Origin of the sequence: Streptomyces sp. 147326 (genome assembly GCF_045000215.1) — a bacterium.
In the GTDB taxonomy this organism is placed as follows: Bacteria; Actinomycetota; Actinomycetes; order Streptomycetales; family Streptomycetaceae; genus Streptomyces.
Genome location: NZ_CP134201.1, coordinates 1536503 through 1561501 on the forward strand (window position 1 = coordinate 1536503; position 24999 = coordinate 1561501).

At 72.5% G+C, this 24999-nt stretch carries 25 protein-coding genes; 6 read left to right on the forward strand and 19 right to left on the reverse strand.

Going from position 1 to position 24999, the window contains the following annotated elements; translation table 11 throughout:
- Nucleotides 1–195 precede the first annotated feature (195 nt).
- The 7 genes from RIU97_RS07020 to RIU97_RS07050 all read right to left on the reverse strand — a co-directional run bounded on the left by RIU97_RS07020 (nucleotide 196) and on the right by RIU97_RS07050 (nucleotide 7047).
- The gene (locus RIU97_RS07020) at nucleotides 196–978 is read right to left on the reverse strand and encodes an ABC transporter ATP-binding protein (protein WP_030712860.1); all 783 of its coding nucleotides are present in this window, start codon (nucleotides 976–978) and stop codon (nucleotides 196–198) included.
- Nucleotides 971–1900, reverse strand: coding sequence for an ABC transporter permease (locus RIU97_RS07025; protein ID WP_404954234.1), 930 nt, complete (start codon nucleotides 1898–1900; stop codon nucleotides 971–973). Before RIU97_RS07025 ends, RIU97_RS07020 begins: the two co-directional genes overlap by 8 nt.
- Before the next feature lie 94 nt (nucleotides 1901–1994).
- A complete protein-coding gene (locus RIU97_RS07030) occupies nucleotides 1995–2867 on the reverse strand; it encodes a glycosyltransferase family 2 protein (protein ID WP_404962778.1) in 873 nt (290 codons plus the stop codon).
- Nucleotides 2868–2875: 8 nt separating this feature from the next.
- Nucleotides 2876–3655 carry a CDP-alcohol phosphatidyltransferase family protein gene (locus RIU97_RS07035; RefSeq protein WP_404954236.1) on the reverse strand — a complete coding sequence of 260 codons (780 nt, stop codon included), beginning with the start codon at nucleotides 3653–3655 and terminating at the stop codon, nucleotides 2876–2878.
- The gene (locus tag RIU97_RS07040; protein WP_404954238.1) at nucleotides 3633–4694 is read right to left on the reverse strand and encodes an iron-containing alcohol dehydrogenase family protein; all 1062 of its coding nucleotides are present in this window, start codon (nucleotides 4692–4694) and stop codon (nucleotides 3633–3635) included. The genes RIU97_RS07035 and RIU97_RS07040 overlap by 23 nt, the downstream gene beginning before the upstream one ends.
- On the reverse strand, nucleotides 4682–5434 hold the full coding sequence (locus tag RIU97_RS07045) for a phosphocholine cytidylyltransferase family protein (protein ID WP_362797909.1): 753 nt from the start codon (nucleotides 5432–5434) through the stop codon (nucleotides 4682–4684). The genes RIU97_RS07040 and RIU97_RS07045 overlap by 13 nt, the downstream gene beginning before the upstream one ends.
- On the reverse strand, nucleotides 5431–7047 hold the full coding sequence (locus tag RIU97_RS07050) for a DUF5941 domain-containing protein (RefSeq protein ID WP_404954240.1): 1617 nt from the start codon (nucleotides 7045–7047) through the stop codon (nucleotides 5431–5433). The genes RIU97_RS07045 and RIU97_RS07050 overlap by 4 nt, the downstream gene beginning before the upstream one ends.
- Between RIU97_RS07050 and RIU97_RS07055 the strand changes: the two genes are divergently transcribed.
- The 3 genes from RIU97_RS07055 to idi all read left to right on the forward strand — a co-directional run bounded on the left by RIU97_RS07055 (nucleotide 7042) and on the right by idi (nucleotide 9658).
- Entirely contained in the window at nucleotides 7042–7185 is a 144-nt protein-coding gene (locus RIU97_RS07055) for a hypothetical protein (RefSeq protein WP_404954242.1), read from the forward strand. The two genes, RIU97_RS07050 and RIU97_RS07055, sit on opposite strands and share 6 nt — an antisense overlap.
- Nucleotides 7186–7599: 414 nt before the next feature.
- Complete coding sequence (locus tag RIU97_RS07060; protein ID WP_404954244.1) at nucleotides 7600–8904, forward strand: GNAT family N-acetyltransferase; 1305 nt, start codon at nucleotides 7600–7602, stop codon at nucleotides 8902–8904.
- A 154-nt stretch (nucleotides 8905–9058) separates the two neighbouring features.
- Nucleotides 9059–9658 carry an isopentenyl-diphosphate Delta-isomerase gene (gene idi / locus RIU97_RS07065; protein WP_404954247.1) on the forward strand — a complete coding sequence of 200 codons (600 nt, stop codon included), beginning with the start codon at nucleotides 9059–9061 and terminating at the stop codon, nucleotides 9656–9658.
- A gap of 81 nt (nucleotides 9659–9739) precedes the next feature.
- On the opposite strand, the gene RIU97_RS07070 is transcribed toward idi, so the two are convergent.
- Nucleotides 9740–10234, reverse strand: a complete 495-nt coding sequence (locus RIU97_RS07070; RefSeq protein WP_404962779.1) for an ATP-binding protein — start codon at nucleotides 10232–10234, stop codon at nucleotides 9740–9742.
- Between the two features lie 130 nt (nucleotides 10235–10364).
- The gene (locus RIU97_RS07075; RefSeq protein WP_404954249.1) at nucleotides 10365–10640 is read right to left on the reverse strand and encodes a hypothetical protein; all 276 of its coding nucleotides are present in this window, start codon (nucleotides 10638–10640) and stop codon (nucleotides 10365–10367) included.
- 111 nt (nucleotides 10641–10751) lie between these two features.
- On the opposite strand from RIU97_RS07075, the gene RIU97_RS07080 reads away from it, so the two are divergent.
- Nucleotides 10752–11504, forward strand: coding sequence for an enoyl-CoA hydratase/isomerase family protein (locus RIU97_RS07080; protein WP_404954251.1), 753 nt, complete (start codon nucleotides 10752–10754; stop codon nucleotides 11502–11504).
- Between the two features lie 38 nt (nucleotides 11505–11542).
- Here the strand turns inward: RIU97_RS07080 and RIU97_RS07085 are convergent, their stop codons facing one another.
- Entirely contained in the window at nucleotides 11543–12172 is a 630-nt protein-coding gene (locus RIU97_RS07085; protein ID WP_404954253.1) for a DJ-1/PfpI family protein, read from the reverse strand.
- Nucleotides 12173–12240: 68 nt separating this feature from the next.
- Nucleotides 12241–13209, reverse strand: a complete 969-nt coding sequence (locus RIU97_RS07090) for a GlxA family transcriptional regulator (RefSeq protein ID WP_404954255.1) — start codon at nucleotides 13207–13209, stop codon at nucleotides 12241–12243.
- Nucleotides 13210–13311: 102 nt separating this feature from the next.
- On the opposite strand from RIU97_RS07090, the gene RIU97_RS07095 reads away from it, so the two are divergent.
- Nucleotides 13312–14949 (forward strand): ABC-F family ATP-binding cassette domain-containing protein, encoded by a 1638-nt coding sequence (locus RIU97_RS07095; RefSeq protein ID WP_404954257.1) that lies wholly within the window; start codon nucleotides 13312–13314, stop codon nucleotides 14947–14949.
- On the opposite strand, the gene RIU97_RS07100 is transcribed toward RIU97_RS07095, so the two are convergent.
- The 8 genes from RIU97_RS07100 to RIU97_RS07135 form a co-directional block, all read right to left on the reverse strand.
- The gene (locus RIU97_RS07100) at nucleotides 14936–15244 is read right to left on the reverse strand and encodes a hypothetical protein (RefSeq protein WP_404954259.1); all 309 of its coding nucleotides are present in this window, start codon (nucleotides 15242–15244) and stop codon (nucleotides 14936–14938) included. The genes RIU97_RS07095 and RIU97_RS07100 overlap by 14 nt on opposite strands.
- A complete protein-coding gene (locus RIU97_RS07105; RefSeq protein ID WP_404954261.1) occupies nucleotides 15241–16032 on the reverse strand; it encodes an SDR family NAD(P)-dependent oxidoreductase in 792 nt (263 codons plus the stop codon). The genes RIU97_RS07100 and RIU97_RS07105 overlap by 4 nt, the downstream gene beginning before the upstream one ends.
- A 7-nt stretch (nucleotides 16033–16039) precedes the next feature.
- On the reverse strand, nucleotides 16040–17230 hold the full coding sequence (locus tag RIU97_RS07110; protein ID WP_404954263.1) for an MAB_1171c family putative transporter: 1191 nt from the start codon (nucleotides 17228–17230) through the stop codon (nucleotides 16040–16042).
- Complete coding sequence (locus RIU97_RS07115; RefSeq protein ID WP_404954265.1) at nucleotides 17220–17720, reverse strand: hypothetical protein; 501 nt, start codon at nucleotides 17718–17720, stop codon at nucleotides 17220–17222. The genes RIU97_RS07110 and RIU97_RS07115 overlap by 11 nt, the downstream gene beginning before the upstream one ends.
- Before the next feature lie 271 nt (nucleotides 17721–17991).
- Nucleotides 17992–20466: a Tex family protein gene (locus RIU97_RS07120; protein WP_404954267.1), complete on the reverse strand. Its 2475-nt coding sequence runs from the start codon at nucleotides 20464–20466 to the stop codon at nucleotides 17992–17994.
- Nucleotides 20467–20550: 84 nt separating this feature from the next.
- Nucleotides 20551–21414, reverse strand: coding sequence for an SCO6745 family protein (locus RIU97_RS07125; protein ID WP_404954269.1), 864 nt, complete (start codon nucleotides 21412–21414; stop codon nucleotides 20551–20553).
- A gap of 60 nt (nucleotides 21415–21474) precedes the next feature.
- Nucleotides 21475–22740, reverse strand: a complete 1266-nt coding sequence (locus RIU97_RS07130; protein ID WP_404962780.1) for a serine hydrolase domain-containing protein — start codon at nucleotides 22738–22740, stop codon at nucleotides 21475–21477.
- 47 nt (nucleotides 22741–22787) lie between these two features.
- Nucleotides 22788–23684 carry an alpha/beta hydrolase gene (locus tag RIU97_RS07135; protein ID WP_404954271.1) on the reverse strand — a complete coding sequence of 299 codons (897 nt, stop codon included), beginning with the start codon at nucleotides 23682–23684 and terminating at the stop codon, nucleotides 22788–22790.
- Between the two features lie 108 nt (nucleotides 23685–23792).
- Between RIU97_RS07135 and RIU97_RS07140 the strand changes: the two genes are divergently transcribed.
- Entirely contained in the window at nucleotides 23793–24827 is a 1035-nt protein-coding gene (locus tag RIU97_RS07140; protein ID WP_404954273.1) for a PucR family transcriptional regulator, read from the forward strand.
- Nucleotides 24828–24999: the final 172 nt, after the last annotated feature.

Below are 24999 nucleotides of genomic sequence, written 5' to 3' on the forward strand. Positions count from 1 at the left end.
CGTCCCCTCTTGCCGCGATTCAGGACCGCTTCAGCTTACGCTGTAGAACGTCGCGGAGGCCTCTCGGGTATTCCCTCCGGCGTCGAATGTCGCCGCGGAATGCGAAAGCACGCCGAAGGCCCCCGCCACGCACGGCAGCGGGGGCCTTCGGGAGAAGCGGACGAGCGCCTCGACGGGCGCCGCGCGACCCGGAGGTCAGCCGTTGGAGGCCTTCTCGTAGGCCGAGACGACTTCCTCGGTGGGCCCGTCCATCAGGAGCTCGCCCTTTTCCAGCCACAGCACCCGGTCACAGGTGTCGCGGATGGACTTGTTGTTGTGGCTGACGAGGAAGACCGTGCCGGCCTTCTCCCGCAGTTCGCGGATGCGGTTCTCCGAACGCACCTGGAAGCTGCGGTCACCGGTGGCCAGGGCCTCGTCGATCATCAGGACGTCGTGGTCCTTGGCCGCCGCGATGGAGAAGCGCAGTCGCGCCGCCATGCCGGAGGAGTAGGTGCGCATCGGCAGGGAGATGAAGTCGCCCTTCTCGTTGATGCCCGAGAAGTCGACGATGCCCTGGTAGCGCTCCTTGATCTGCTCGCGGCTCATGCCCATCGCGAGACCGCCGAGGACGATGTTGCGCTCACCGGTGAGGTCGTTCATCAGCGCCGCGTTGACACCCAGCAGTGAGGGCTGGCCGTCGGTGTAGACCTTGCCGGCCTCGCAGGGCAGCAGGCCCGCGATGGCGCGCAGCAGGGTCGACTTGCCGGAGCCGTTGGAACCGATCAGGCCGATCGCCTCGCCGCGGTACGCCGTGAAGGAGACCCCGCGCACGGCGTGGACCCGGCGGACGCCCGGGGCGTCGCCCTTGCCCCGGCGGATTATCTTGCTCAGCGCCGCGGTGGCGCTGCCCTTGCCGGAACTGCCGGTGTTGACCCGGTAGACGATGTGGACGTCGTCGGCGATGACGGTGGGGACGCGCCCCTTGGAGTTCTCAGCCACGGCCGTAACGCTCCTCAGCCTTCCAGAAGTACACGAATCCCCCGAGGCCGATCAGGACGGCCCAGCCGACCGCGAACGCCCAGACGTGCGGCGGCAGGTTCTCCGGACCGTAGCCGTCGATCAGCGCGAACCGGATCAGGTCCATGTAGATCGCCGCGGGGTTCCACTGGAGCACGTCCGCGATCCACGCGGGCTTGTCCTTGAGCATCTCGCTGATCGAGAACATGACGCCGGAGGCGTACATCCACGTACGCGTGACGAACGGCATCAGCTGCGCGAGGTCGGGGGTCTTGGAGCCCGCCCGTGCGAAGACCATGGCGAGGCCGGTGTTGAAGACGAACTGCAGCACCAGCACCGGGATGACCAGCAGCCAGGACAGCTGCGGGAAGTTCCCGAAGGCCATGACGATCACGAACACCACGATCATCGAGTACAGCAGCTGCTGGAGCTGCTGCATCGAGAAGGAGATCGGCAGGGAGGCGCGCGGGAAGTGCAGCGCGCGGACCAGGCCGAGGTTCCCGGGGATCGCCCGGACACCCGCCATCAGCGAGCTCTGGGTGAAGGTGAAGACGAAGATCCCGATCACCAGGAAGGGGATGTAGACCCCACGCGGCATGCCGCGGTCCGCCTCGAGGATCAGCGCGAAGATCAGCCAGTAGACCAGGGCGTTCAGCAGCGGGGTCGCCACCTGCCAGACCTGGCCGAGCTTCGCCTGGCTGTACTGCGCGACCAGCTTGGCCCGGGAGAAGGCCATGATGAAGTGGCGCCGGCCCCAGAGCTGGCGCACGTAGTCGCCCAGACCGGGCCGGGCACCGCTGACGGACAGGCCGTACTTCCTGGCGAGCTCCGCGGAGCTCAGCCCCGCGTCTTCGGACGGCGGCTTGCTCGTGGCGAGGGCGCCGTCGTGGGTTGTGTCACTCACAAGTTGAAACTTTCGTCCTCAAGATGCGGCCAGGTGGGCATCAGGCTGGTGGCGCGAGGCCCGTGATCGCGCCATGTTCCCAGACGCGGGCTGGTCAGATGACAGGCGGTCGGCCCAGCCGGGTCAACCGCCAGACCGTACGCCATCTCATGGGGCGGCGGGGTCCGCAGGGAGTGGTCCATCCCTCTCGGAATCCGCCGAACCAGGCCTTGAGCGCCGGTGCCGAGGGCCTGCGTACGAGCGTCAGCAGGAGCCAGACGCCCAGGTAGACCGGGACCAGCGGAGCGGGCAGGTTGCGGCGGGCGAGCCACACCCGGTTACGAGCCACCATACGGTGGTAGACCGCGTGCCGGGAGGGGGCAGTGGTCGGATGCAGCAGGACCATGTCCGCCCGGTAGTCGATCAGCCACCCGGCGTCGAGCGCCCGCCAGGCCAGATCGGTCTCCTCGTGGGCGTAGAAGAACTCCCCCGGCAAGGCTCCGACCTGCTCGAACACCCTCGTACGGACGGCGTTGGCACCGCCCAGGAAGGTGGTCACGCGGGAGGAGCGCATCGGGTCCGAGGCGCGCAGCCGCGGCACGTGCCGGCGCTGGGTCACACCGGTGTCGGGATCGGCGATCCGGAAGCTGATGATCCCCAGCCCCGGGTCCTCGGCGAAGGCCTGCCGGCACAGCTCGGCGGTGTCGGTGCGCTCCAGCAGCCCGTCGTCGTCCAGGAAGAGCAGCGCGTCCACGTCACGGCCGCCGGGGCCGAAGGCCTCGATGCCGACGTTGCGGCCGCCGGGGATGCCCAGGTTCTCGGGCAGCGTGATGCTGCGCACACCCTCGGGCAAGCCGGTGACCTCGACGCCCTGTCCCACGACGACCACCTCGACGGGGTCGCCCTGCTGGCGGGCCACCGAGTCGAGGAGCGCCTTGAGCTCGTCGGGCCGGTTGCCCATGGTGATGATCACGGCGCCCAGCCGCATCGGGGCGGTCACTTGAGCCTGCTGGAAGCCAGGATCGACACCAGGTGCAGCACGGTCTGCAGCACCGCGATGCCGGCCAGAACGGCCACACCGACGCGGGACCAGTACAGGTCGCCGCGCATCTGGTCCAGGACGGCCAGCACCAGGATGAGCAGCGAGGCCTCGATGCCGAGGACCAGGCGGTGGAACTTGAGCGCGGCGGCGGCCCGGCGGGCGAGGGCCATGCCGGACGAGCGCGGCTCGGCCGCCGCGTCCTTGACCACCGGCTTGCCGGCCTGGTGGCGGGCGACGCCGACCAGGTCGGTCTCGGCCTTGATCAGGATCGCGCCGAGCGCCGCGAGGGTGCCCAGGAAGGCCCAGAGCCAGTCGATCCGCCCGGTGCCCCACAGGTCCGCCGCGCGCAGGCCGAAGCCCACGAGGACGGCCGCGTCGCACAGATAGGCGCCGACCCGGTCCAGGTACACCCCGGAGAGCGAGAACTGCTTCTTCCAGCGCGCGACCTCTCCGTCGACGCAGTCGAGCAGCAGGTAGAGCTGGACCGCGACCACGCCGAGGACGGCGCCCAGGATGCCCGGCACCAGCAGGGCCGGAAGGGCGAGGACGCCGGCGAGGGTCATCACGTAGGTCAGCTGGTTCGGCGTGACCTTGGTGGTGACCAGGAGGCGGGTGATGCGCAGGGAGATCTCGCGCATGTAGAGGCGCCCGCCCCAGTGCTCGCCGCTGACCCGGTCCTTGACGCCCGCCGGGTGCACGACGGGCCGGAGTTCAGCTACGGATGGTCTTGGCATAGTCGGCGTAAGCGTCCCTGATCTCGGCGGCGGACAGGTTGAGGTGCTCCAGGACCGTGAAGCGTCCCGGGCGGGTCTGGGGGGCGTACTCGACGGCCGTGACGAACTCGTCGACGCTGAATCCGATCTCCTCGGGCGCCACCGGCAGACCGTGCCGGCGCAGCACCTCGGTGAAGAGGCCGGACTGCTCGGCGGCCCCGCGCAGGTGCATCGCGAAGGCGGCGCCGAGGCCGACCTGCTCGCCGTGGAGCGCGGAGCGCCCCGGGTAGAGCAGGTCGAAGGCGTGGCTGATCTCGTGGCAGGCGCCGGAGGCGGGGCGGGTGTCCCCGCTGATCGACATGGCGATGCCGGTGAGGACCAGGGCCTCGGAAAGCACGGTGAGGAACTCGTCGTCACCGCATCCGCCGGGGTGGCGCAGCACGGACTGGCCGGCGGTGCGGGCCATGGCGGCGGCCAGGCCGTCGACGGGCTCGCCGGTGATCTCGTGCGAGAGCTCCCAGTCGGCGATGGCCGAGATGTTCGAGATCGCGTCGCCCACGCCGGCGCGGATGAACCGGACCGGGGCTTCCTTGATGACGTCGAGGTCGATCACCATGGCGATCGGCGTGGGCACGCCGTAGGAACCGCGGCCGTTGTCGTTGTCCAGGATGGACACCGGCGAGCAGATGCCGTCGTGCGAGAGGTTGGTGGCGACGGCCACCATGGGCAGGCCGACCCGCGCCGCGGCGTACTTCGCCACGTCGATGATCTTGCCGCCGCCCAGGCCCACGACGGCGTCGTAGCGGCGGCCCTTTATGTCGTCGGCCAGCTTCACCGCGGAGTCGATGGTGCCGTCGACGACCGCGTACCAGTCGGCGTGCGGCAGTACGGGCTCCAGCTTGGCGCGCAGCGCCACGCCGGAGCCTCCGCTGATCGCGATGGCCAGCTTGCCGGAGGCGGAGATCCGCTGGTCGGCCAGGAGGCCGGCCAGGTCGTCCATCGCCCCGCGACTGATGTCGACGACGACGGGCGAGGGGATGAGCCTCGTCAGTACTGGCATGCGATCGTCCGGCCCTTGGCGAGGTCGTCGTGGTTGTCGATCTCGACCCACTTGACGTCGCCGATGGGGGCCACGTCGATGGTGAAGCCGTCGTTGACGAGCTGCTGGTAGCCGTCCTCGTAGTAGAGGTCGGGGTCGCGCTCGAAGGTGGTCTTCAGGGCCTCGGCGAGCTGCTCGGCGGCCTCGGGCTCGATGAGGGTGACACCGATGTACTCGCCGGTGGCGTCGGAGGGCTCCATCAGCTTGGTGATCTTCTGGACACCCTTGCCGTCGGCGGTGACGACCTTCATCTCCTCGTCGGCCAGGTTCTTGACCGTGTCGAGGGCGAGGATGATCTTCTGGCCGTTGCCGCGGGCGGCGAGCAGGGTCTTCTCGACCGAGACCGGGTGGACGGTGTCGCCGTTGGCGAGGATCACGCCCTGCTTGAGGACGTCACGCGCGCACCACAGGGAGTAGGCGTTGTTCCACTCCTCGGCCTTGTCGTTGTCGATCAGCGTGATCTTGACGCCGTACTTGGCCTCCAGGGCCTCGCGGCGGGCGTACACGGCTTCCTTGCGGTAGCCGACGACGATGGCGACCTCGGTCAGGCCGACCTCGGCGAAGTTGCCCAGCGTCAGGTCGAGAACCGTGAGGCTCTCCTCGTCACCCTCGGGGCCGACCGGCACGAGCGCCTTGGGCAGGGTGTCGGTGTAGGGACGCAGACGGCGTCCGGCACCGGCAGCGAGTACAAGGCCGATCATGCTGGTTCTCCTTCGTCATGTACGGCGGGTGCTCCGGAGGAGACCCAGAACCGGATGCTCTCGACGAGCACCACGAGTGCCACGAACACGGCGGTGACCGTGAGCGCGACGGGGAAGTCCGCTTCGCGCGAGGCGAGGACGGCCGCCAGGACCGTGAGCAGCAGGACCCGGCCTTCGTGGCCGCCGATCGTCCGCACCAGCCAGTGCGGGGGCGCGCCGGTGCCGCCGCGGATGCGGTACACCGTGTCGTAGTGATGGTAGGCGACCGCCGCGATCAGGCCGAATGCCGCCGGAAGGGCTCCGGGGACGTCCGCCTTGGCGGCCAGCACGAGGACCGTGACGTACTCGGCGGCCCGGAACAGCGGCGGGATCAGCCAGTCCAGGGCGCCCTTGAGCGGCGCGGCGACGGCCAGCCCGGACGCCATGACGTAGATCACCGCGCCGGCGATCAGCCGCGGGTCGCCGAACGGCAGCCACAGGGCCGCCCCGATCATCAGCGCCGCGCCCAGGGCCGCCACGTACACGGACCCGAAGGACCCGGCGCGGCCGCGCAGCAGCCGGGCCTGGAGCTCGGCGAGCGGCCCGGAGTCGGCGAGGTCCGCGAGGGCCTGGGCCGCGCGATCGGTGCGGGTGGCCTTGCGGGTCAGGGAGCGCAGGACCCGGCCGGCGGTGGTGTAGAGGGCGCCGAAGGCGCAGCCGACGAGCAGGGCGTAGAAGACGATGCGGGGGGTGGTGAGGGCGGTCAGGACCGCGATCATCGCCCAGCGCTCACCGATCGGCAGGATGATCATCCGCCGGACCCACACGGTCCAGCCGACGCTGTCGAGCCTGTCGGAGAGCGCCGCCGTGGGACTCGTGTTGGCGGTGGCGTCGTGGTTGGCCTCGTTGAAGGAGAAGTCCACGACGTGCCGGCAGGTCATGAGGATCATGGCGCCGGTGGCCAGGGCCCAGACGTCGTCGCCGTTCCTGGCGGCGCCGAGCGCGAGGCCCGCGTAGAAGGAGTACTCCTTCGCGCGGTCGAAGGTGGCGTCGAGCCAGGCGCCCATCGTCGAGTACTGGAGCGAGTAGCGGGCGAGCTGCCCGTCCGTGCAGTCCAGTACGAAGGAGACGAGGAGCAGCACGCCGGCCGCCACGTAGCCCCAGCGCTCGCCCGTGGCGGCGCAGCCGGCCGCGATCAGCGCGGTGATCAGCGAGGCGGTGGTGACCTGGTTGGGGGTCAGGCCGCGGCGGGCGCACCAGCGGGCGATGTAGCGCGAGTACGGGCTGATGAAGAAGGTGGTGAAGAAGCCGTCGCGGGACTTCACGGCGGTCCGCAGGCGCACGGCCTCGTCGTCGACGGCGGCGACGGCGGCGGTCGCCGCGTCCCGTTCCGCCGGACCGGCGGGGACCGTGGCGACGAGGGTGCCCAGTTCGGGGCGCTGGACGGAGGTCCCGGCGGCCTCGACCGCGGCGGCGAGCCGGTCCGCGTACGGGGCGGCGGCGCCGGTGTCCGCTCCGGTCGCGACGGCGGCCTTGTCGAGGGCGTTGCGGGCTCCGGGCTGGACGGCGAGGGCGCCGGTGACGGCGCAGGCGTCGAAGCGCGGATCGGTCAGTGCGAGGCGCAGTGCGTGCACGTGCCCGACGAAGGCGCTGTCCACGACGGCCACCCGCTGGTCGGCGGGTACGGCGGCCAGTGCGGCGGCGGCGTCCTCGGGACCGCCGGCGGGGCGGACCTCGAAGCCGAGGGAGCGCAGCTCGTCCGTGAGCGGTGATCCGGGGACCGGCAGGCCGGTGAGGATGACGGTCGGCAGACGAACTCACTCCTTGTAACGGATTCCGGACGGGCGCCTGGGGGGCGGCGGCACGTCGGCAGAGGCTATCGGATGAATGGAAGCAGGGGTTCACCACCCGTTTACGCCCCGATAAGCCGAATATCGCGGCCCCGGGCCGGGTCGCGATCATCATCGGTGATCACGGCGCGGGACCACAAACGGCCCGGATGTTACGGTGGGCACGTCCCTGAACGTGTCGAGTGGAAAGAGGTGGGTTGATGACCGTCGTAGTGGTCGCGGCCATGCGCAGCGAACTCCGGTGCATCCCCATTTCCCGTTTCCTCCGGGCATCCGGCCGGGCCTGATCACACCGCTGGGCCTCGTCGGCCGGAGCCCCCGTTCCAAGGGTTCACGTTGACCGACACCAACACCTTCACCGACCACGCCTTCACCGAGGCGTTCTTCGCCCTGCACCACGGCCTGCCCCGGCAGGCTCCGGGCTCCGACGCGAGCACCCGCAGGCTGCTGTCCCTGTGCGGACCGCTGCCCGAGCGGCCGCGCGTCCTCGACCTGGGCTGCGGTCCGGGCCGCAGCGCCCTGCTGCTCGCCGCCGAGGCGGGCGGCGAAGCCGGCGCCGAGGTGACCGCCGTCGACCTGCACGCCCCCTTCCTCGAAGAGCTCCGCGCGGCCGCCGCGGCCCGCGGGCTCGCCGGCCGCGTCCGCACCGTCGAGGCGGACATGGGCGCGCTCACGGGCGAGGACTTCGAGGACGGCTCCTTCGACCTCGTCTGGGCCGAGGGCTCCGCCTACATCCTCGGCTTCGACGCCGCGCTCGCGCGGTGGAAGCGGCTGCTCGCCCCGGGCGGCACCCTCGTCCTGACCGAGTGCCAGTGGACGGTGCCCGAGCCGTCCGCGGGCGCCCGCGCCTTCTGGGACCCGCACTACGCGCTGCGCACCACCGCCCGCAACCTCGCGGCCGCCCAGGCCGCCGGGTACCAGGTGCTCGGCGTGCACCACCTGCCCGACTCGGACTGGGCCCAGTACTACGGGCCGCTCGCCGAGCGGGTCCGTGCCCTTTCCGGCACCGGCGCCGACGCCCCCGCGATGGCCGCGGCCCTGGCAGCGACCCGCGAGGAGCTCGACGTACGGGCCCGGCACGGGCACGAGTACGGGTACACGGGCTACGTCCTGAGCCCGGTGACGGCCGGGGACGGCGACGCCTGGCCCGCCCGCCCGGAGACCGCGGCCGATGTGGCCGCGGTACGGGAGGTCCACCTCGCGGCGTTCGGGACCCTGCTGGAGGCGGATCTCGTGGACGCGCTGCGCACGGACGCGGCCTGGCTGCCCGGGCTCTCGTACGTGGCCGAGGGCCCGGACGGATCGGTGGCGGCGCACGCCCTGCTGACCCGGTGCGAGGTCGACGGCGCCCCGGCGCTCGCCCTCGCACCGGTGGCGGCCGATCCCGCGCTACAGCGCTCGGGCGCGGGCAGCTCGGTCGTACGGGCCCTGCTGGCGGCGGCCCGGGAGCGCGGGGAGTCGCTGGTCCTCGTCCTGGGGCACCCGGAGTACTACCCGCGCTTCGGTTTCACACCGGCGTCGCACTTCGGGATCCGGGCACCTTTCGAGGTCCCGGACGAGGCGATGATGGCGCTGGTGCTGGACGATTCCGTTCCGGTGCCGGCGGGAACGATCAGGTACCCGGCCCCGTTCGGGGTCTGACGCCTGCGCGACGTCCGGTGATGTCGCATGTGATGTGATCCGCCCCTCGTCGCCTAGCACGGGACGGGGGGCGGACATGCGCGGATCTGCGAAGTGCGGACAAGCCTCTTTTGTACGGCAGACTGAAGGCCGAAGTCCGAAGCGAAGGATGGGTATGCCGACCACACCAGCCACCGCCGCGAACAGCGCGTCCAACGGCACCGGTACTCAAGAACCGATCATGCTCGAACTGGTCGACGAGTCCGGCAACACCATCGGCACGGCGGAGAAGCTCTCCGCCCACCAGGCGCCCGGGCAGTTGCACCGGGCGTTCTCGGTGTTCCTCTTCGACGAGCAGGGTCGTCTGCTGCTCCAGCAGCGGGCCATCGGGAAGTACCACTCCCCCGGCGTCTGGTCGAACACCTGTTGCGGTCACCCCTATCCCGGGGAGTCGCCGTTCGCGGCCGCGGCCCGGCGGACCCACGAGGAACTGGGGCTGTCGCCCTCGCTGCTCGCGCAGGCGGGGACGGTGCGCTACAACCACCCGGACCCCGCGTCGGGGCTGGTGGAGCAGGAGTTCAATCACCTGTTCGTGGGACTCGCGCAGTCGGTCGTGCGGCCCGATCCGGAGGAGGTCGAGGACACCGCCTTCGTCACCGCCGAGGAGCTGGCCAAGCGGCATGCCGAAGTGCCGTTCTCGGCCTGGTTCATGACCGTGCTGGACGCGGCGCGGCCCGCGATCCGCGAGCTGACGGGCGAGGCGGCCGGCTGGTAGCCGTACGCCGTCCCGCTGTCCGGTCTCCGGGGGCCCTGCCCGTACGCCGTCCCGCTCGTCCGCCGCTGCGCCGTCCGCCGCTCAGCCGGCGGTCGGCGGGGTGGCGAGCGGCAGGGCCGCCCAGATGACCTTGCCGCCGGTCGAGGTGTGCTCGACGTCGCAGACCCCGCCGGCCTCCCGCGTGACCTCCCGTACGAGGAGCAGTCCCCGGCCGCCGGTCTGGCCGAAGTCGGCCTCCAGCGCCTTGGGCCGGTACGGGTGGTTGTCCTCGACCGCCACCCGTACCCACTCGCGGCCGATCGCGACCTCGACCGCGACCTCCGGCGAGAGGAGGGCGGCGTGCCGGACCGAGTTCGTCACCAGTTCGGAGACGATCAGGAGCAGGGAGTACACCAGGTCCTGATGGGCCGGCACCCCTTGGCGCCCGAGCAGGTCCCGGACCGCCCGGCGGGCCTGCGGAACGGATTCTTCTACCGCGGGCGCCGTGAACCTCCACACGCCCTCGTACGCGAGGGGGTCGGCCGGAGCCTCCGGCTCCCCCTCCTTGGCTGGCGGGACGCTCCCGCTGACATCCATCTTCCGTCCCCCGTCTTCACGCTCGATCGTCTCCACGCGTCAAGAGTGGGGAACCTGCTGGTCCGGACCGTACTGCTGACCAGAAGTCAGCATCAATCGGACACATTCTGACCACTGGCGTATGACAGAGTCAGTTGTTCGACTGTTCCTGATCTTCTGCCGAGCGCTTCGCGGCCGACTCCCGGGCCCCGTCCGCCGCGGCCGCCTCCCGCGGCTCCTCGTCTTCCCTGACCAAGCCCAGGATGCGCCGGGCTCCCATGCCCAGGGCGATGAGGCTCAGGCCGTCGAACAGGAGGGCGAGGGAGAAGAAGGTTCCGATCACGTACAGACTGTTGCCGGGCCAGCTGGAGAGGATCAGGATCCCCAGCAGGACCCCGAAGGCTCCCTGGACGAGCGCGAGCCCCAAGTTCGATCCTGCGCGGCTGCACGGCCTGCGACGTCGCGGCGACGACGACGGCGAGCCCCCGGACGGACTCCCCTGAGCATGGGTTTGGCCGCCCGGGATAGCATCCGGCGCATGGACGCAGACCTCGACGCCACCCTCCTGCACAAGGTCGCCGACGGGGTCGCCACCGTCGTCGTCTCGCACCCCGCCAAGCGCAACGCCATGACCGCCTCGATGTGGCGGGCGCTCCCGGAGCTGCTGACCGGCCTGGCGGGCGACCCGGAGGTACGGGTGCTCGTCCTGACCGGGGCCGGACCGACCTTCTGCGCGGGCGCCGACATCTCCTCGCTGACCGGGGACGAGGACCCAAGGGCCCTCGCCGTGACGGCGGAGGAGGCCTTGGCCGCCTTCCCCAAGCCGACGCTGGCGGCCATCCGCGGGTTCTGCGTGGGCGGCGGGAGCCAGCTGGCGGCGGCCTGCGACCTGCGCTTCGCTGAGGAGGGCGCGTCCTTCGGGGTGACCCCGGCGAAGCTGGGCATCGTCTACTCGGCCTCCTCCACCCGGAGGCTGGCCTCCCTGGTCGGCCCGGCCTGGGCCAAGTACCTCCTCTTCTCGGCGGAGTTGATCGGCGCGGACCAGGCGCTGCGCGCCGGGTTCCTGAACGAGCTGCTGCCGGCCGGGCAGCTGGACGAGCGGGTCGCCGAGTTCACCCGGATCCTGGCCTCGCGCTCGCAGCTGACGCAGGCGGCGGCCAAGGAGTTCGCGGACGGCCGGACGGACCGGGACGGGCACTGGGACGCCCAGGCGGCGGTGAGCGGCGACGCCGCGGAGGGCGTCGCCGCGTTCCTGGAGCGCCGGGCCCCCCGCTTCACCTGGACGCCGTGAGGCGGTGACGCCCTGACCCGCGACGGTGACGCCCCGGCCTACGCCAGTGGGTTGTTCGCCCGCAGCCGGGCGACGAGCCCGGCGGGCGCCTTCTCCGGCGAACCGGCGTCGTAGGGCGGCTGGGGGTCGTACTCGGTCATCAGCTGGACGGTCTGGGCGACCTCGTCCCCCGCGATCCTGCCGAGCAGGGTGAGGCCCATGTCGATCCCTGAGGACACCCCGGCCGCGGTGACGTACTTCCCGTCGAAGACCACCCGCTCCCCGGTGGGCTCGGCACCGAACTGCGGCAGCTGGTCGAGGTACAGCCAGTGGCCGGCTGCCCGCCTCCCGTCGAGCAGCCCGGCGGCGGCCAGCAGCAGCGACCCGGTGCACACGGACGTGGTCCACGTACTGGTGGCGTCGACGGCCCGCAGCCAGTCCATGACGGCGGGGTTCTTCATCTCCACCTCCGGATGCGGCCCGCCGGGCACGATGACGATGTCGGGCCGGGTCACCTCGCCGAGCGCCTTGTCGGCGACGAGCGCGAGCGACCCGTTGTCCGTCCGCACGGGCCCGGGGCGCTCGGACACGAACACGACCTCGGCGCCCGGCAGCCGCCCGAGCGTGTCGAAGGGCCCGATGGCGTCGAGGGCGGTGAAGCGGTCGTAGAGCAGTACGGCGATCTGCATGGCTCCTCCGGAGCGGTAGATGGGTGTGGGGGTTCTCTGGCTGTTCGGCTGTTCGTCCGGCTGCACGGCTAAGGGGTCCGGTGTGCGCCGAAGCGGCGGCGGTATTCCGTCGGGGGCTGGCCCAGCGTCTTCACGAAGGCCCGGCGCAGTGCCTCCGGCGTGCCGTACCCGCAGGCGCGGGCGACCTGGGCGATGCCCGAGGAGCCCTCCTCCAGCAGGCGCCGGGCGTGCTCCACCCGCACCCGCTCCACGTACCGCCCCGGGGTCACCCCCGTCTCCGTCCGGAAGGCCCGGGCGAAGTGGCGCGGGGAGAGGCGGGCCCGTGCGGCGAGCGCCTCGACACTGAGATCGCCGCCCGGGTGTTCGGTGATCCACTGCTGTACGTCCCGCAGTGGCTCCCGCCGGGCGGTCTGGGCCTCCAGCTGCGCGCTGAACTGCGCCTGGTTGCCCGGCCGGTGCAGGAACACCACCAGATGCCGGGCGATCGCCAGTGCGGTGTCCTTCCCGTGGTCCTCCTCCACCAGCGCGAGCGCGAGGTCGATCCCGGCCGTGACCCCGGCCGAGGTGGCCACCGGTCCGTCCCGCACGTAGATGGGGTCGGGCTCCACCGCCACGGCCGGGTAGTCGCGCGCCATCTGCTCGCACACGTACCAGTGCGTCGTCGCCCGCCGCCCGTCGAGCAGCCCGGCCTCGGCCAGCAGCAGTCCTCCCGTGCACACGGACACCAGCCGCTCCGCCCCACCCCCGTAGGTGCGCAGCCAGTCGGTGAGCCGCGGCTCGAAGTCGCCCGTGTACCGGCCCCCGGGCACCAGCAGGATGGTCCCGGCGCCCGGCCGGGCACTCTCCAGGTCTCCGTCCGGCACCAGCGTCAGCCCGCTGCTGGTACGGACGGGCGCACCTCCCGGCGACACCGTGCCGATCGTGTACCCGGGCAGCCCCGGGAAGCGGGCCACGGCGGCGAACACCTCCACGGGCCCGGTCACGTCCAGGCTCTGAACCCCGTCGTAGAGGACGACGAGTACGTTTCGCAACGACATGACCCCATGGTGTGACGCGGGCCCCGATGGCCGCAATGACGTGCTTCCCACCTATGCAGCCATCCGGGGGACGTCCGTCCGCCCGGATAGGATCGGCACATCATGACTGCAACCCTCGTCGCCAAGAAGCTCACCGCCGCGCACGGTGAGCGCACGCTCTTCGCCGATCTCGACCTCGTCGTCGCCCCCGGTGACGTCATCGGCCTCGTCGGCGTGAACGGCGCCGGGAAGTCCACCCTGCTGCGCCTGCTCGCCGGGCTGGACACCCCCGAGACCGGGGAGCTGCGGCTCTCCCCGCCGACCGCCGCCGTCGGCCACCTCCCGCAGGAGCCGGAGCGCCGGCCGTCCGAGTCGGTCCGGGACTTCCTGGCCCGTCGTACGGGTGTGGCCGCCGCGCAGGCGGAGCTCGACGCGGCGACGCAGGGGCTGGTGGACGGGACGCCGGGCGCGGACGACGCGTACGCGACCGCGCTGGACCGGTGGCTGGACCTCGGCGGCGCCGATCTCGACGAGCGGGCCGAGGAGGTCGCCGCCGAGCTCGGCCTCATGGTGGGCCTGGACCTGCCCATGACGGCGCTCTCGGGCGGTCAGGCGGCCCGCGCGGGCCTCGCCTCGCTGCTGCTGTCCCGTTACGACGTCTTCCTCCTCGACGAGCCCACCAACGACCTGGACCTGGACGGTCTGGAGCGGCTGGAGCGGTTCGTCAAGGGCCTGCGCGCGGGCACGGTCGTCATCAGCCACGACCGCGAGTTCCTGACGCGGACCGTCACCAAGGTCCTCGAACTCGACCTGGCCCAGCAGCAGATCAACCTCTACGGCGGCGGCTACGACGCGTACCTGGAGGAGCGCGAGCGCGCCCGCGACCACGCCCGCGAGGAGTTCGAGGAGTACGCGGGCAAGAAGTCGGCCCTGGAGGGCCGGGCCCAGATGCAGCGCAATTGGATGGACAAGGGCGTGCGCAACGCCCGCCGCAAGGCCTCCGACAACGACAAGATCGGCAAGAACCTGCGCGGCGAGTCCAGCGAGAAGCAGGCCGCCAAGGCCCGCCAGACGCAGCGCGCGATCGAGCGGCTGGACGTCGTGGACGAGCCCCGCAAGGAGTGGGAGCTGCGCATGGAGATCGCGGCGGCCCCGCGCTCCGGCTCGGTGGTGGCCACCCTGCGCGAAGCGGCCGTCAAGCGGGGCGACTTCGCCTTCGGGCCGGCCAGCCTGCAGATCGACTGGGCGGACCGGGTGGCGATCACCGGTGCCAACGGCGCCGGCAAATCCACCCTCCTCGCGGTCCTGCTGGGCCGGCTGACCCCGGACTCGGGCTCCGCCACCCTCGGCTCCGGCGTCCTGGTCGGCGAGGTGGACCAGGCCCGCGGCCTGTTCCTCGGCGACGAGCCGCTGCTGGAGGCCTTCTGTGCGGCGGTCCCGGAGACGGAGCCGGCCGAAGTACGCACCCTGCTGGCCAAGTTCGGCCTCAAGGCGGCCCACGTGCTGCGCCCGGCAGCCACCCTCTCCCCCGGCGAGCGCACCCGTGCCGCGCTGGCGCTGCTCCAGGGCCGCGGGGTGAACCTGCTGGTCCTGGACGAGCCCACCAACCACCTCGACCTCCCGGCGATCGAGCAGCTGGAGTCCGCCCTCGACGCCTACGAGGGCACCCTCCTCCTGGTCACCCACGACCGCCGCATGCTGGAAGCCGTGCACGTGACCCGTCGCCTGGAGGTCTCGGGCGGCAAGGTCATCGAGCTGTAAGGGCTGCCTCCCGGGCGCGCCGCTCGCGCGCTTGGCGCGCCCGTCCGGCGGCCTCCTCGTCGCCGGGCGGCAGCCACGCGGCGGGCAGCTCCCCCGCCGTGCCCGGCACCGCCCCGTACCGGACCGGGTCCCCGCGCTCCCGGACCCGTACGCGCGCGGGGACCGCGAATCCTCGCAGCCGCGCAGCCCGCGCCGACCGCAAGCCGTCCGTGCCGGCCGCGGGTTCGGCGTAGACCTCGATGACCGGAAGGCTGGACCCCAGTGCCTCACGGACCCGGTCCGCGGGCGGGGTCACGTGTCCAGGTCGGCCGGGGGGCGGCGCCTGCGGGCCATCTTCCGGGCCACGAAGGCGCGCGGGAGGTGCCGGACCGCCAGTGCGTACGCCTGGTAGCGGCGGCCGGTGATGCTGACCGGGCGCCGCAGGGCCAGGTCCTTGAGCGCCTGGGCGACCACGGCCTCCGGTTCCAGCCAGACCGCGTCGCGCAGCGCGCTGACGTCCGTCCCGGCGCGCTCCTGGAACTCGGTGCGGGTGAAGCCGGGGACCACCGCCAGGACCCGGACCCCGTAGGGCTCCATGTCCACCCGGAGCGATTCGCTGAACGCGGTGATCCAGGCCTTGGCGGCGCCGTACGTGCCGGTGGGCAGGAGCCCCGCCACCGAGGAGACGTTGAGGACCGCGCCGCGGCGGCGCTCGCGCAGGCCCGGCAGGACGGCGTGGGTGAGCCGCAGCGGAACCTTCACGAGCAGGTCGAGCATCCGCTCCTCGTCCTCGACCGGGCTGTGCGGGAAGGGCGCGGGCAGTCCGAAGCCCGCGTTGTTGACCAGCATGTCCACGGGCCTGGTCCGGTCGGCGAGCCGCTCGGCGACCGCCGCGCAGTCCCCCGGGTCGAGCAGGTCTGCGGGCAGCACCTCGCACACGGTGCCGTACTCGCGGCCCAGTTGCCCGGCGACGGCTTCGAGCCGGTCCTTGTCGCGGGCGACGAGGACCAGGTCGCAGCCCTTGGCCGCGAAGCCGCGGGCGAAGGCCGCGCCCAGTCCGGCGCTCGCCCCGGTGATCAGTACGGTGGTTCCTGCGGTCGTCAAGACGGCTTCACTTCCTCGTGCGGGCGGGCGTGGTGCCGGCGGGCGCGGCGTACGCCTGGGCGACGTCGACGAGGAACCGGGCCTCGTCCGCCAGGTCCCCGCCCTCCTGCGAGGTGTGGATCGAGGCGGGCAGCTCCAGCGCGGCGGCCTCTCCCGGCTGCCCGGGCAGTCCGTCGAGCTTCGCCTGCCGCGCCTCCTGCAGTACGCGGGCCAGCGCGGCCGCGGTGCGCCGCTGTTCGGGGACCCCCTGTCCGGCGGCCTGGCCGCGGGCACGCTCCAGGGCGCCCGGGGCCGCGTACTCCCCCAGGATCAGGATCGCGTCGCGCGTCTCGATGACCTTGCGGTACACCAGCAGGTTGCGCGGGACCGGCGGCCACAGCAGTTCCACCACCCGGCCGGCGCGCGGCTTGTTGAGGGCCACGTGCGGGACGGCCTCGACCAGGTCGCGCCAGAGCGGCCACAGCCGCCAGGCGGTGGCGGTGTCGGCGGCGGTGCGGCGGAAGGTGAAGAGGGTGGGCACGAGGATCGCGGCGGCGCGCAGCAGGCCGTGCAGGTTCATCAGCAGCGGGAGGGCGGGCATCGCCCAGGTGCTGCCGAACAGGGCCTTGAGCAGGTACGCCAGCCAGAACAGGCCGGCGAGGGCGGTACCGAGGCCGAACAGGCGCAGTCCGGCGGCAAGGCCCCGGCTCCCGGTGCGCCGGCTGTAGCGCCAGCACAGGGACACGCAGACGGTGTTGGCGATGACGTGGGCGGAGATCAGCACCAGCCAGTACGCGAGGGAGGGCACCGGGTCGCCGACCGGCGGCATGGTGTGGGTGCCGTGCCCGGGTGCGGCCGCGTCCAGGGCCAGGAGTGCGCCCAGCCACGCCACCGTGGCGATCCAGGAGGCGAGTTGGAGCCGGCGGCCGCGGGTGGTGGCGGCGACGAAGTAGAGCACGGCGCCCGCCGACAGCACACCGATGAGGTTGCGGACGAGGCCGATGGTGTGGGCGTAGCCGGCGCCGCGGTCCATCGCGTAGGCGACCACGTCCGGGAGGTTCAGGGTCATCGCGGCGGCGGCGGTGGCGACGGCCAGCCACAGGCCGCGCTGCTGGGGCGAGCGCAGGGCCCCGGGGGCGCGGAGCAGGACGGCGGCCCACAGGCACACCACGCTGGGGACGGCGAGCCAGTTGCCGAATGCGGTGAGGTCAGCTGCCATCGTTGCCCCACTCGTAGCCCATGGCCGACTCCAGCCGGGCCAGGGTGCCCCGGTCCCGGTGCGCCGGGCGCGGGCCGGCGTTCGCCGTGCGGATGCGGATCATGCTCGCGAGCATCTCCGCCTCCTGCTCCTGGCGGGTGGTGTAGTTGGTGCGCCCGAGCACGGTGGGGGCGTTGCCGTCGGTCTCCTCGCCCTCCAGCGAGTGGTGTCCGAAGAGGATGTGGCCGAGCTCGTGGAGGACGATGTGCTCCCGGTGCAGCGGGGTGGTCTGCGCCTCGTAGAAGACGTAGTCGACGCTGGCCGTGCCCACCCACAGTCCGCACACTCCGGACTCCGCCGCCTCCTTGGGGAGCGGGTGGAGGCGGATGGGGCGGCCGCGCTGCTCGGCGATCCGGTTGCACAGCGCGTCGAGGGAGAACGGGTGGGTCAGATCCAGATGGCCGAGAATGGTCTCGCACCTTTTACGAATGCTGAGTTGCCGGTGGGGCATGTGATCCCTCTTCGGACCCTTTCCGGGGCAGCGTCGGTAGGCGTGTATGGGCATGGGCATGACGTCCTGTGCCTTCAAGGCGGCCTCGGGGAATACGGGTCCTGAGGGGGGACACGGAAGCCCGTCCGCCGGATGACGAACGGGCGTTCCACCATGCCTACAGATCTTGTACGCGAGTTGGCAAGGCAAGTCCCCAGGTGGGGACCCTATTCGGCCACTGCGCACGAAGGCCCTAACGCGCCGGGTGGCTGCAAGCCGCCCTTGACGATGCCTACCGCTTGCGGCGCTCCTCGGGAGCCGTGAGGCCCGCGCGGCGCAGCGCGTCCGCCATCGCGCTGTTCGCGGGGGCGGGGGCACCGCCGCCTTGGCGCCGGCCCTGGCCGCCCTGGCCCTGGCCGCCCTGGCCCTGCCCCTGACGCTGGCCGCCGCCCGGGCCGCGCTCGCCCTGGTTCCGGCCGCCCTCGCGGGCACCGCCGCCCCCGCCACGCTGCTGCGGGGGACGGCCGCCGCCGGAGCCGCCGCCCCGCCGGTCCTCGCGCTGCCTGGGGGCGCCCGCGCCGCGCTCGGCCCCGGCCTCGTCCTCCAGGCGCAGGGTCAGCGAGATCCGCTTGCGCGGGATGTCCACGTCCATGACCTTCACGCGGACGATGTCGCCCGGCTTGACCACGTCCCGCGGGTCCTTGACGAAGTTCTTCGACAGCGCCGAGACGTGCGCCAGGCCGTCCTGGTGGACGCCGATGTCGATGAAGGCGCCGAAGGCGGCCACATTGGTGACCACGCCCTCCAGGATCATCCCGGGGGCCAGGTCGCCGATCTTCTCGACGCCCTCCTTGAAGGTGGCCGTCTTGAAGGCGGGACGCGGGTCGCGGCCCGGCTTCTCCAGCTCGCGCAGGATGTCGGTGACGGTCGGCAGTCCGAAGGCCTCGGTGACGAACTGCTCGGGGCGCAGGGACCGCAGGACGGAGGTGTTGCCGACCAGGGCCGCGACCTCGCCGCCGGCCGTCTTCCCCATCGCACGGACCACCGGATACGCCTCGGGGTGCACGGCGGAGGAGTCCAGCGGGTCGTCCCCGCCGCGGATCCGCAGGAAGCCCGCGCACTGCTCGTACGCCTTCGGGCCGAGTCGGGCCACGTCCTTGAGCCCCTTGCGGTTGCGGAAGGGGCCGTTGGCATCGCGGTGGGCCACGATGTTCTCGGCGAGGCCGCCGCTGATGCCCGACACGCGCGAAAGCAGGGGCGCGGAGGCGGTGTTGACGTCCACGCCGACCCCGTTCACGCAGTCCTCGACCACCGCGTCGAGCGAGCGCGAGAGCTTCACCTCGGACAGGTCGTGCTGGTACTGGCCGACGCCGATCGACTTCGGGTCGATCTTGACCAGCTCGGCGAGCGGGTCCTGCAGGCGGCGGGCGATGGAGACGGCGCCGCGCAGCGACACGTCCATGCCGGGCAGTTCCTGCGAGGCGAAGGCCGAGGCCGAGTACACGGAGGCGCCCGCCTCCGAGACCATCACCTTGGTGAGCCCCAGCTCGGGGTGGCGCGTGATGAGGTCCCCGGCGAGCTTGTCCGTCTCACGGGAGGCCGTGCCGTTGCCGATGGCGACCAGCTCGACCGCGTGCTCCTTCGCGAGGCGGGCCAGCTTGGCGAGGGACTCGTCCCACTTGTTGGCGGGCACGTGCGGGTAGATCACGTCCGTGGCCACGACCTTGCCGGTGGCGTCCACGACGGCGACCTTCACGCCGGTGCGGAAGCCCGGGTCCAGACCGAGCGTGGCCCGGGTGCCGGCGGGCGCCGCGAGCAGCAGGTCGCGCAGGTTCGACGCGAAGACCCGTACGGCCTCGTCCTCGGCGGCCTGGCGCAGCCGCATCCGCAGGTCGATGCCGAGGTGCACCTGGATCTTCGTACGCCAGGCCCAGCGGACCGTGTCGGCCAGCCACTTGTCGCCCGGCCTGCCGCGGTCGGCCACCCCGAAGCGGCGGGCGATCATGCCCTCGTACGTGGACGGCCCGGGAACCTCCGAAGGCTCTTCCGGCTCCAGGCTGAGGTCGAGGACGTCCTCCTTCTCGCCGCGCAGCATGGCGAGGACGCGGTGCGAGGGCAGCGCGGTGAACGGCTCGGCGAAGTCGAAGTAGTCGGCGAACTTCGCACCCGCCTCCTCCTTGCCCTCGCGGACCTTCGCGGCGAGCCGGCCGCGGCCCCACATGCGCTCGCGCAGTTCGCCGATCAGGTCGGCGTCCTCGCCGAACCGCTCGGTGAGGATGGCGCGGGCGCCTTCGAGGGCGGCTGCCGGGTCGGCGACGCCCTTGTCCGCGTCGACGAACGCGGCGGCCGCGGCGGCCGGTTCCACCGACGGGTCGGCCAGCAGGCCGTCCGCGAGCGGCTGCAGCCCGGCCTCGCGGGCGATCTGCGCCTTGGTGCGCCGCTTGGGCTTGAAGGGGAGGTAGATGTCCTCCAGCCGGGCCTTGGTGTCGGCCGCGTTGATCCGGGCCTCCAGCTCGGCGTCGAGCTTGCCCTGCTCCCGTACGGAGTCCAGGATCGCCGCGCGCCGGTCCTCGAGCTCGCGCAGATACCGCAGCCGCTCCTCGAGGGTGCGCAGCTGGGCGTCGTCGAGCATCTCGGTCGCTTCCTTGCGGTAGCGCGCGATGAACGGCACGGTGGAGCCGCCGTCGAGCAGCTCGACGGCGGCCTTCACCTGCCGCTCCCGTACGCCGAGCTCCTCGGCGATCCTGCCTTCGATGGACATCGTCACGATCGGGTCCCGCCTGCCTTCGTTTGCACTGGAAGGCTGCCAATTGTGGCAGGTGGCGGTGACGGACGGCGGGAGCCCTGTCCGTCAGCCCTTGCCCATCAGGTCCGCGGGGAAGGCCCCGGCGGTCACGGCCTTGACCACGAGGGCGCCGCCGAGCTCGGTGAGGCGGGCCAGGCCGGCCTCGCCGAGGTGCTGGTAGGGGCCGGCGTCGAGGCGGTCGGTGTCGCTCTCCAGCTGTTCGCGCAGGGCCGCGCCCGTCTCGGTCAGCTCGCCCGCGGCGTCGAGCACGCCGCGCTCGCGCAGCCGGGCGGTCGCGGCGTCCAGGTCGGCCTGCACCCAGCCGCGCTGGACCTTGAGCCACTTCGGGTTCATGCCCTTGCCGGTGGCGGTGTGGCTGACCAGTGCCTCGACCGGGTCGAGGCCCGCCAGGAGCAGGGCGGCGAGGTGGCCGTCGCCGCGGTGCTCGCGCAGCAGGGTCGTGGCGTGCCACAGGCGCAGGTGCGGCTCCTCCGGTACGGGGAGGTCGGCGTGGGCCGCGTACAGGGTGCGGGCGTGCCGGGTGCAGCCCTCGGTGGCGCGCATCGCCAGGTCGGCGGCCTCGGCGAGCTCGGGCGAGGCTATGGTCTCGGCGCCGAGGAGCCGGCGCAGGGAGCCGTCGGCGGCCCGCAGCCGGGCGGCGAGGGCCTCCTCGGGAGTGGTGGTGTCCCAGACGGCCGGCAGGTGCCGCGCGACGAGGTCGTGGCGGTAGTTGTAGAAGGTGGCGGTGACCACGCCGGCCCCGACGGCGCCCATCGCGGCCGAACGGTGGGCGAGGTTGACGGCGACGGGATCGGTGATCCCGAGGCCGGCGAATTCCTTGGCGATCTCCGGCGAGAAGTAGACGGTGGCGTGCAGCGGGTTGATCGCGGCGTGCCAGCAGCGACGGGCGGCGAGCAGGGGAAACGTCATGCGCCGCAGGCTACCGACTGTTTGGTACGTGGGGTAGGGTCACGGCCCGTGGTGCGCGTCTCACCACGTGGACACCTCCCCCGCGCCCCCGGCCGGCCGGGCCCGGGCGTCCGCGTCACCGCACATCGCCCGTCCGTACAGGGCTTCCAGCGCGTCGTCGATGGGGTGGTGCTGCGGGTTGCCCGAGGAGTCCGGCTCGTTCCACCTCTGGAGGTTGACCGCGACGGACATCTGGCGCTCGCCGTCCTCCCGGGTCAGGGACACCGTTCCGGCCCCCCAGACCGTGCCGTCGTGGCCCCAGAAGGTGCCGCACCCCTCGATGACGACCTTGTGCAGACCGAGGCCGTATTGGATCGTCGATCCGTCCAGGGCGATGACCGGGACCGTGCGCTGCATCTGTGCCAGCGACGACCGGCTGACGATCTTCCCGTCGAGCAGCTCGGCGTAGAAGCGGTTGAGGTCCTCCATGGTCGACACGAGGGCCGCCCCCGTACCCGTCCAGGACATGTCGTAGACGCTGTAGTCGCGCGGCGGGTCGATCAGGCCCCACAGGGCCTCGTACATCCGCGAGTGCGGTCCCTCGATGCGCGGCCCGGCCGGAAACCCGGTGTGCCGCAGCCCGGCGCGCTCGATGACGTTCCGGGTGATGTACTCCTCGGCCGGGATACCGGTCACCTGCTCCAGGAGCTGGCCGAGGAGCAGGTAGTTGGTGTTGGAGTAGACCCCCGGAGTGGCTCCGGGCTCGCTCGCGGGGGGCGCGGCAACTCCCATCCCGATCAGCTCGGCCGGGCGGAACCGCCTGAACCGGTTGTCGTCCAGGCTCTTGGGCGACATGTCTTGCAGCGAAGGGAACGCGTGGCGGATGTAGTCGGGAAGGCCGCTGGTGTTGTTGAGCAGCATCCGGACCGTGATCTTCCTGCCCCGTTCCCCCGGTACCAGCTGCGGCAGATGGTCGCCGATCGGCGCGTCGAGCCGGATGCGGCCCTGTTCCACCTGCTGCATGACCGCGGCGGCGGTGAAGGTCTTGGTGATGCTGCCGACGCGCTGGCGCATGTCGGGCCTGACGGGGCGGCCGGTGCTGACATCGGCGACCCCGGAGGCCCCGCGCCATACCCGGCCGGCATCGCGCACCTCGGCGAACACCCCCGGGATTCCCGCGCGGTGGACACCGTCCAGGGCGGACTTCAGCTCCGCGGGACCGGAAGCGGTCGACGGGCTCGTGCCGGCGGCCGGGACGGCCCTCGTCGCGTGGGGCGCGGGAGCTGCCCCCGCCGTGCCCGCACAGACACCCAGCGCGGCCACGCTTGCGCATACCGCCAGTCGGATCTTCACCACGTCCGTCCTTTCACGATCGGTGAGTCGATGTCCGCGGCTCATGCGGCGAGGGCGCGGCGCAGGGCTGCGGCGAGTTCGGCGTTCTGGCGCTGCGAGATCTCGGCGGACAGGATCGCCTGGGACCCGTGGAAGGTGCCGGGCCACTGGTGCAGTTCGACGGACACGCCCGCCTGCAGCAGGCGCCGCGCGTAGTCGATGTCCTCGTCGCGGTTCGGGTCGAACTCCGCGGCGGCGATGTAGGCGGGGGGCAGCCCGGACAGGTCGGCGGCCCGCGCCGGGGCGGCGTACGGGGTCGCGGGCCGGGAGCCCAGGTAGTGCCGCCAGGCCGCGGCGATCTGGCCGTGGTTGAACCAGGGCGTGTCGGTGAAGTTCCGTGCCGACCAAGTCTCCTGACGGTCGTCCAGTCCCGCCTGATTGAGCAGTTGGAAGCGGATCGCGGGCCCCTGTTCGTCCCGTGCCCGCAGCGCGGTGGCGGCGGCGAGGTTCGCGCCGGCGCTGTGTCCGCCGACCGCGATCCGCGCCGGGTCGATGCCGAGTTCGTCCGCGTGCCCGGCCGTCCAGTTCAGCACGGCGTAGGCGTCGTCCAGGGCGGCGGGGAACGGGTTCTCGGGCGCCAGGCGGTAGCCCACCGAGATCACCACCGCCCCGGAGAGGTCCGCGATCCGGGCGGCCCAGGGATGCTCGGTGTCCAGGTCGCCGAAGACCCCGCCGCCGCCGTGCAGCCAGACGACGGCTCCTTGCGCCTGGGACGGGCGGTAGATCCGCACCGGCACGTCCGGGTCGGCGGACACCGTGCGGTCCTCGACCTCCATGTTCGAGGTGTCCGGAGCCGGCGCCGCCGCGGCGCGCTCGGCGAAGTTCTTGCGTGCGGCGACCGGGTCGCTCAGGTCGAGCGGAGCCAGCAACGGGATGAATGCTTCGAGTTCGGGATCCATGACGCCCATCCTCGCGGCCCACGCCCGGCCGGGTCGTCCGCCGTCCGTCGCGCACCGCGCCCCGATCGCGCGCCGATCGGCGCACGGGCCGGTGCCTATCCTTGCGCCATGGAGGCACTGGCCGTACGGCTGTCGGGACTCGATTCGTACGCCGAGGGCGCGATCCGCGTCGTCGCGTTCTACGACACGCTGATGCGCCGGCGCGTGGACCTCCCGGCGCTCGCCCGGGCTTCGGCGGGTCTGGCCGAATGCGTGGCGGGGTTCCGGCTCCACGGCGCGGGGCGGGTGGTCCGGGTCGCGCCCGACGGCGGACAGGTGTCCGCCCCGCCGCCCGCCGCGTCCTCCACGGCGCCGATCACCCTGGACGAGGAGGAGATCGGCACGGTGTGGCTGGAGCGCCCCGGCCCGCCGAACCCGCTCGACGACGTGCTCCTGGACCGGCTCGCCCTCGCCGCCGCGGCGGTCGTCGAACGGTACGGCCCCGCCCCCACCACCATGGCCGACCCCGCGCTCGTCGAACTGGCGATCAGCTCCGACGGCGACGAGGCGGCCCGGGCCCGGGCGTTGCGGCTGCTGGGTTTCGCCGCCGGTCTGCCCGTCCGCGCCGTCGCCGTACGGTCGCGGCTGCCGCTCGACCGGATCGGCGCCCTGGTGTGCCCGGCCCGGCCGGTGAAGGCGGCATCGGTCGCCGACGTGGGCGTCATCCTGGCCACCGCCGTCGACACGGCCCGCTTTCCGGCGGACGTACGCGCGGGCATCGGCGGCGCCGGGAGCCCCGACCGCTCCTGGCGGCAGGCCCGCACCGCCCTGCGGTTCGCCACCCCGCGCGAACCCGTCGTCCGCCACGACGACCTGGGTGCGCTGGCGCTGCTGGCCGACATACCCCGGGGCGCCGCGCGCGAGAACGGGGACGTGGCCGCGGTCGCCCGCGTGGCCGCCCACCCGGAGGACCTGGCGACGCTGGACGCCTACTGCGCCACCGGCTCCCTGCGCCGGGCCGCCGACCTCCTCCACCTGCACCACAGCAGCGTCGCCCGCAGGATCGACCAGATCGGGAAGGCCCTGGGCATCGACTTCACCGAGCCCACGGGCCTGCGGCGGGCCGCACTCGCCCTCACCGCCTGGCGCCTGCTCGACGACTGAGCCGCCGGTACGGCGGCCGGGGAGGGCCAGGGCTTCCCCCGGTTCCTCAGGCCCGATTCGGCCGATCCGCAGCCCGGGACGCGGCCCGTCGCAGAGCCGCTCCCCGCCTCTTCGGCATGGGCCCCGCGGGCGCCGTCGGGGCCGGGAGCCGGCGGCTGCGCCGCAGGTCACG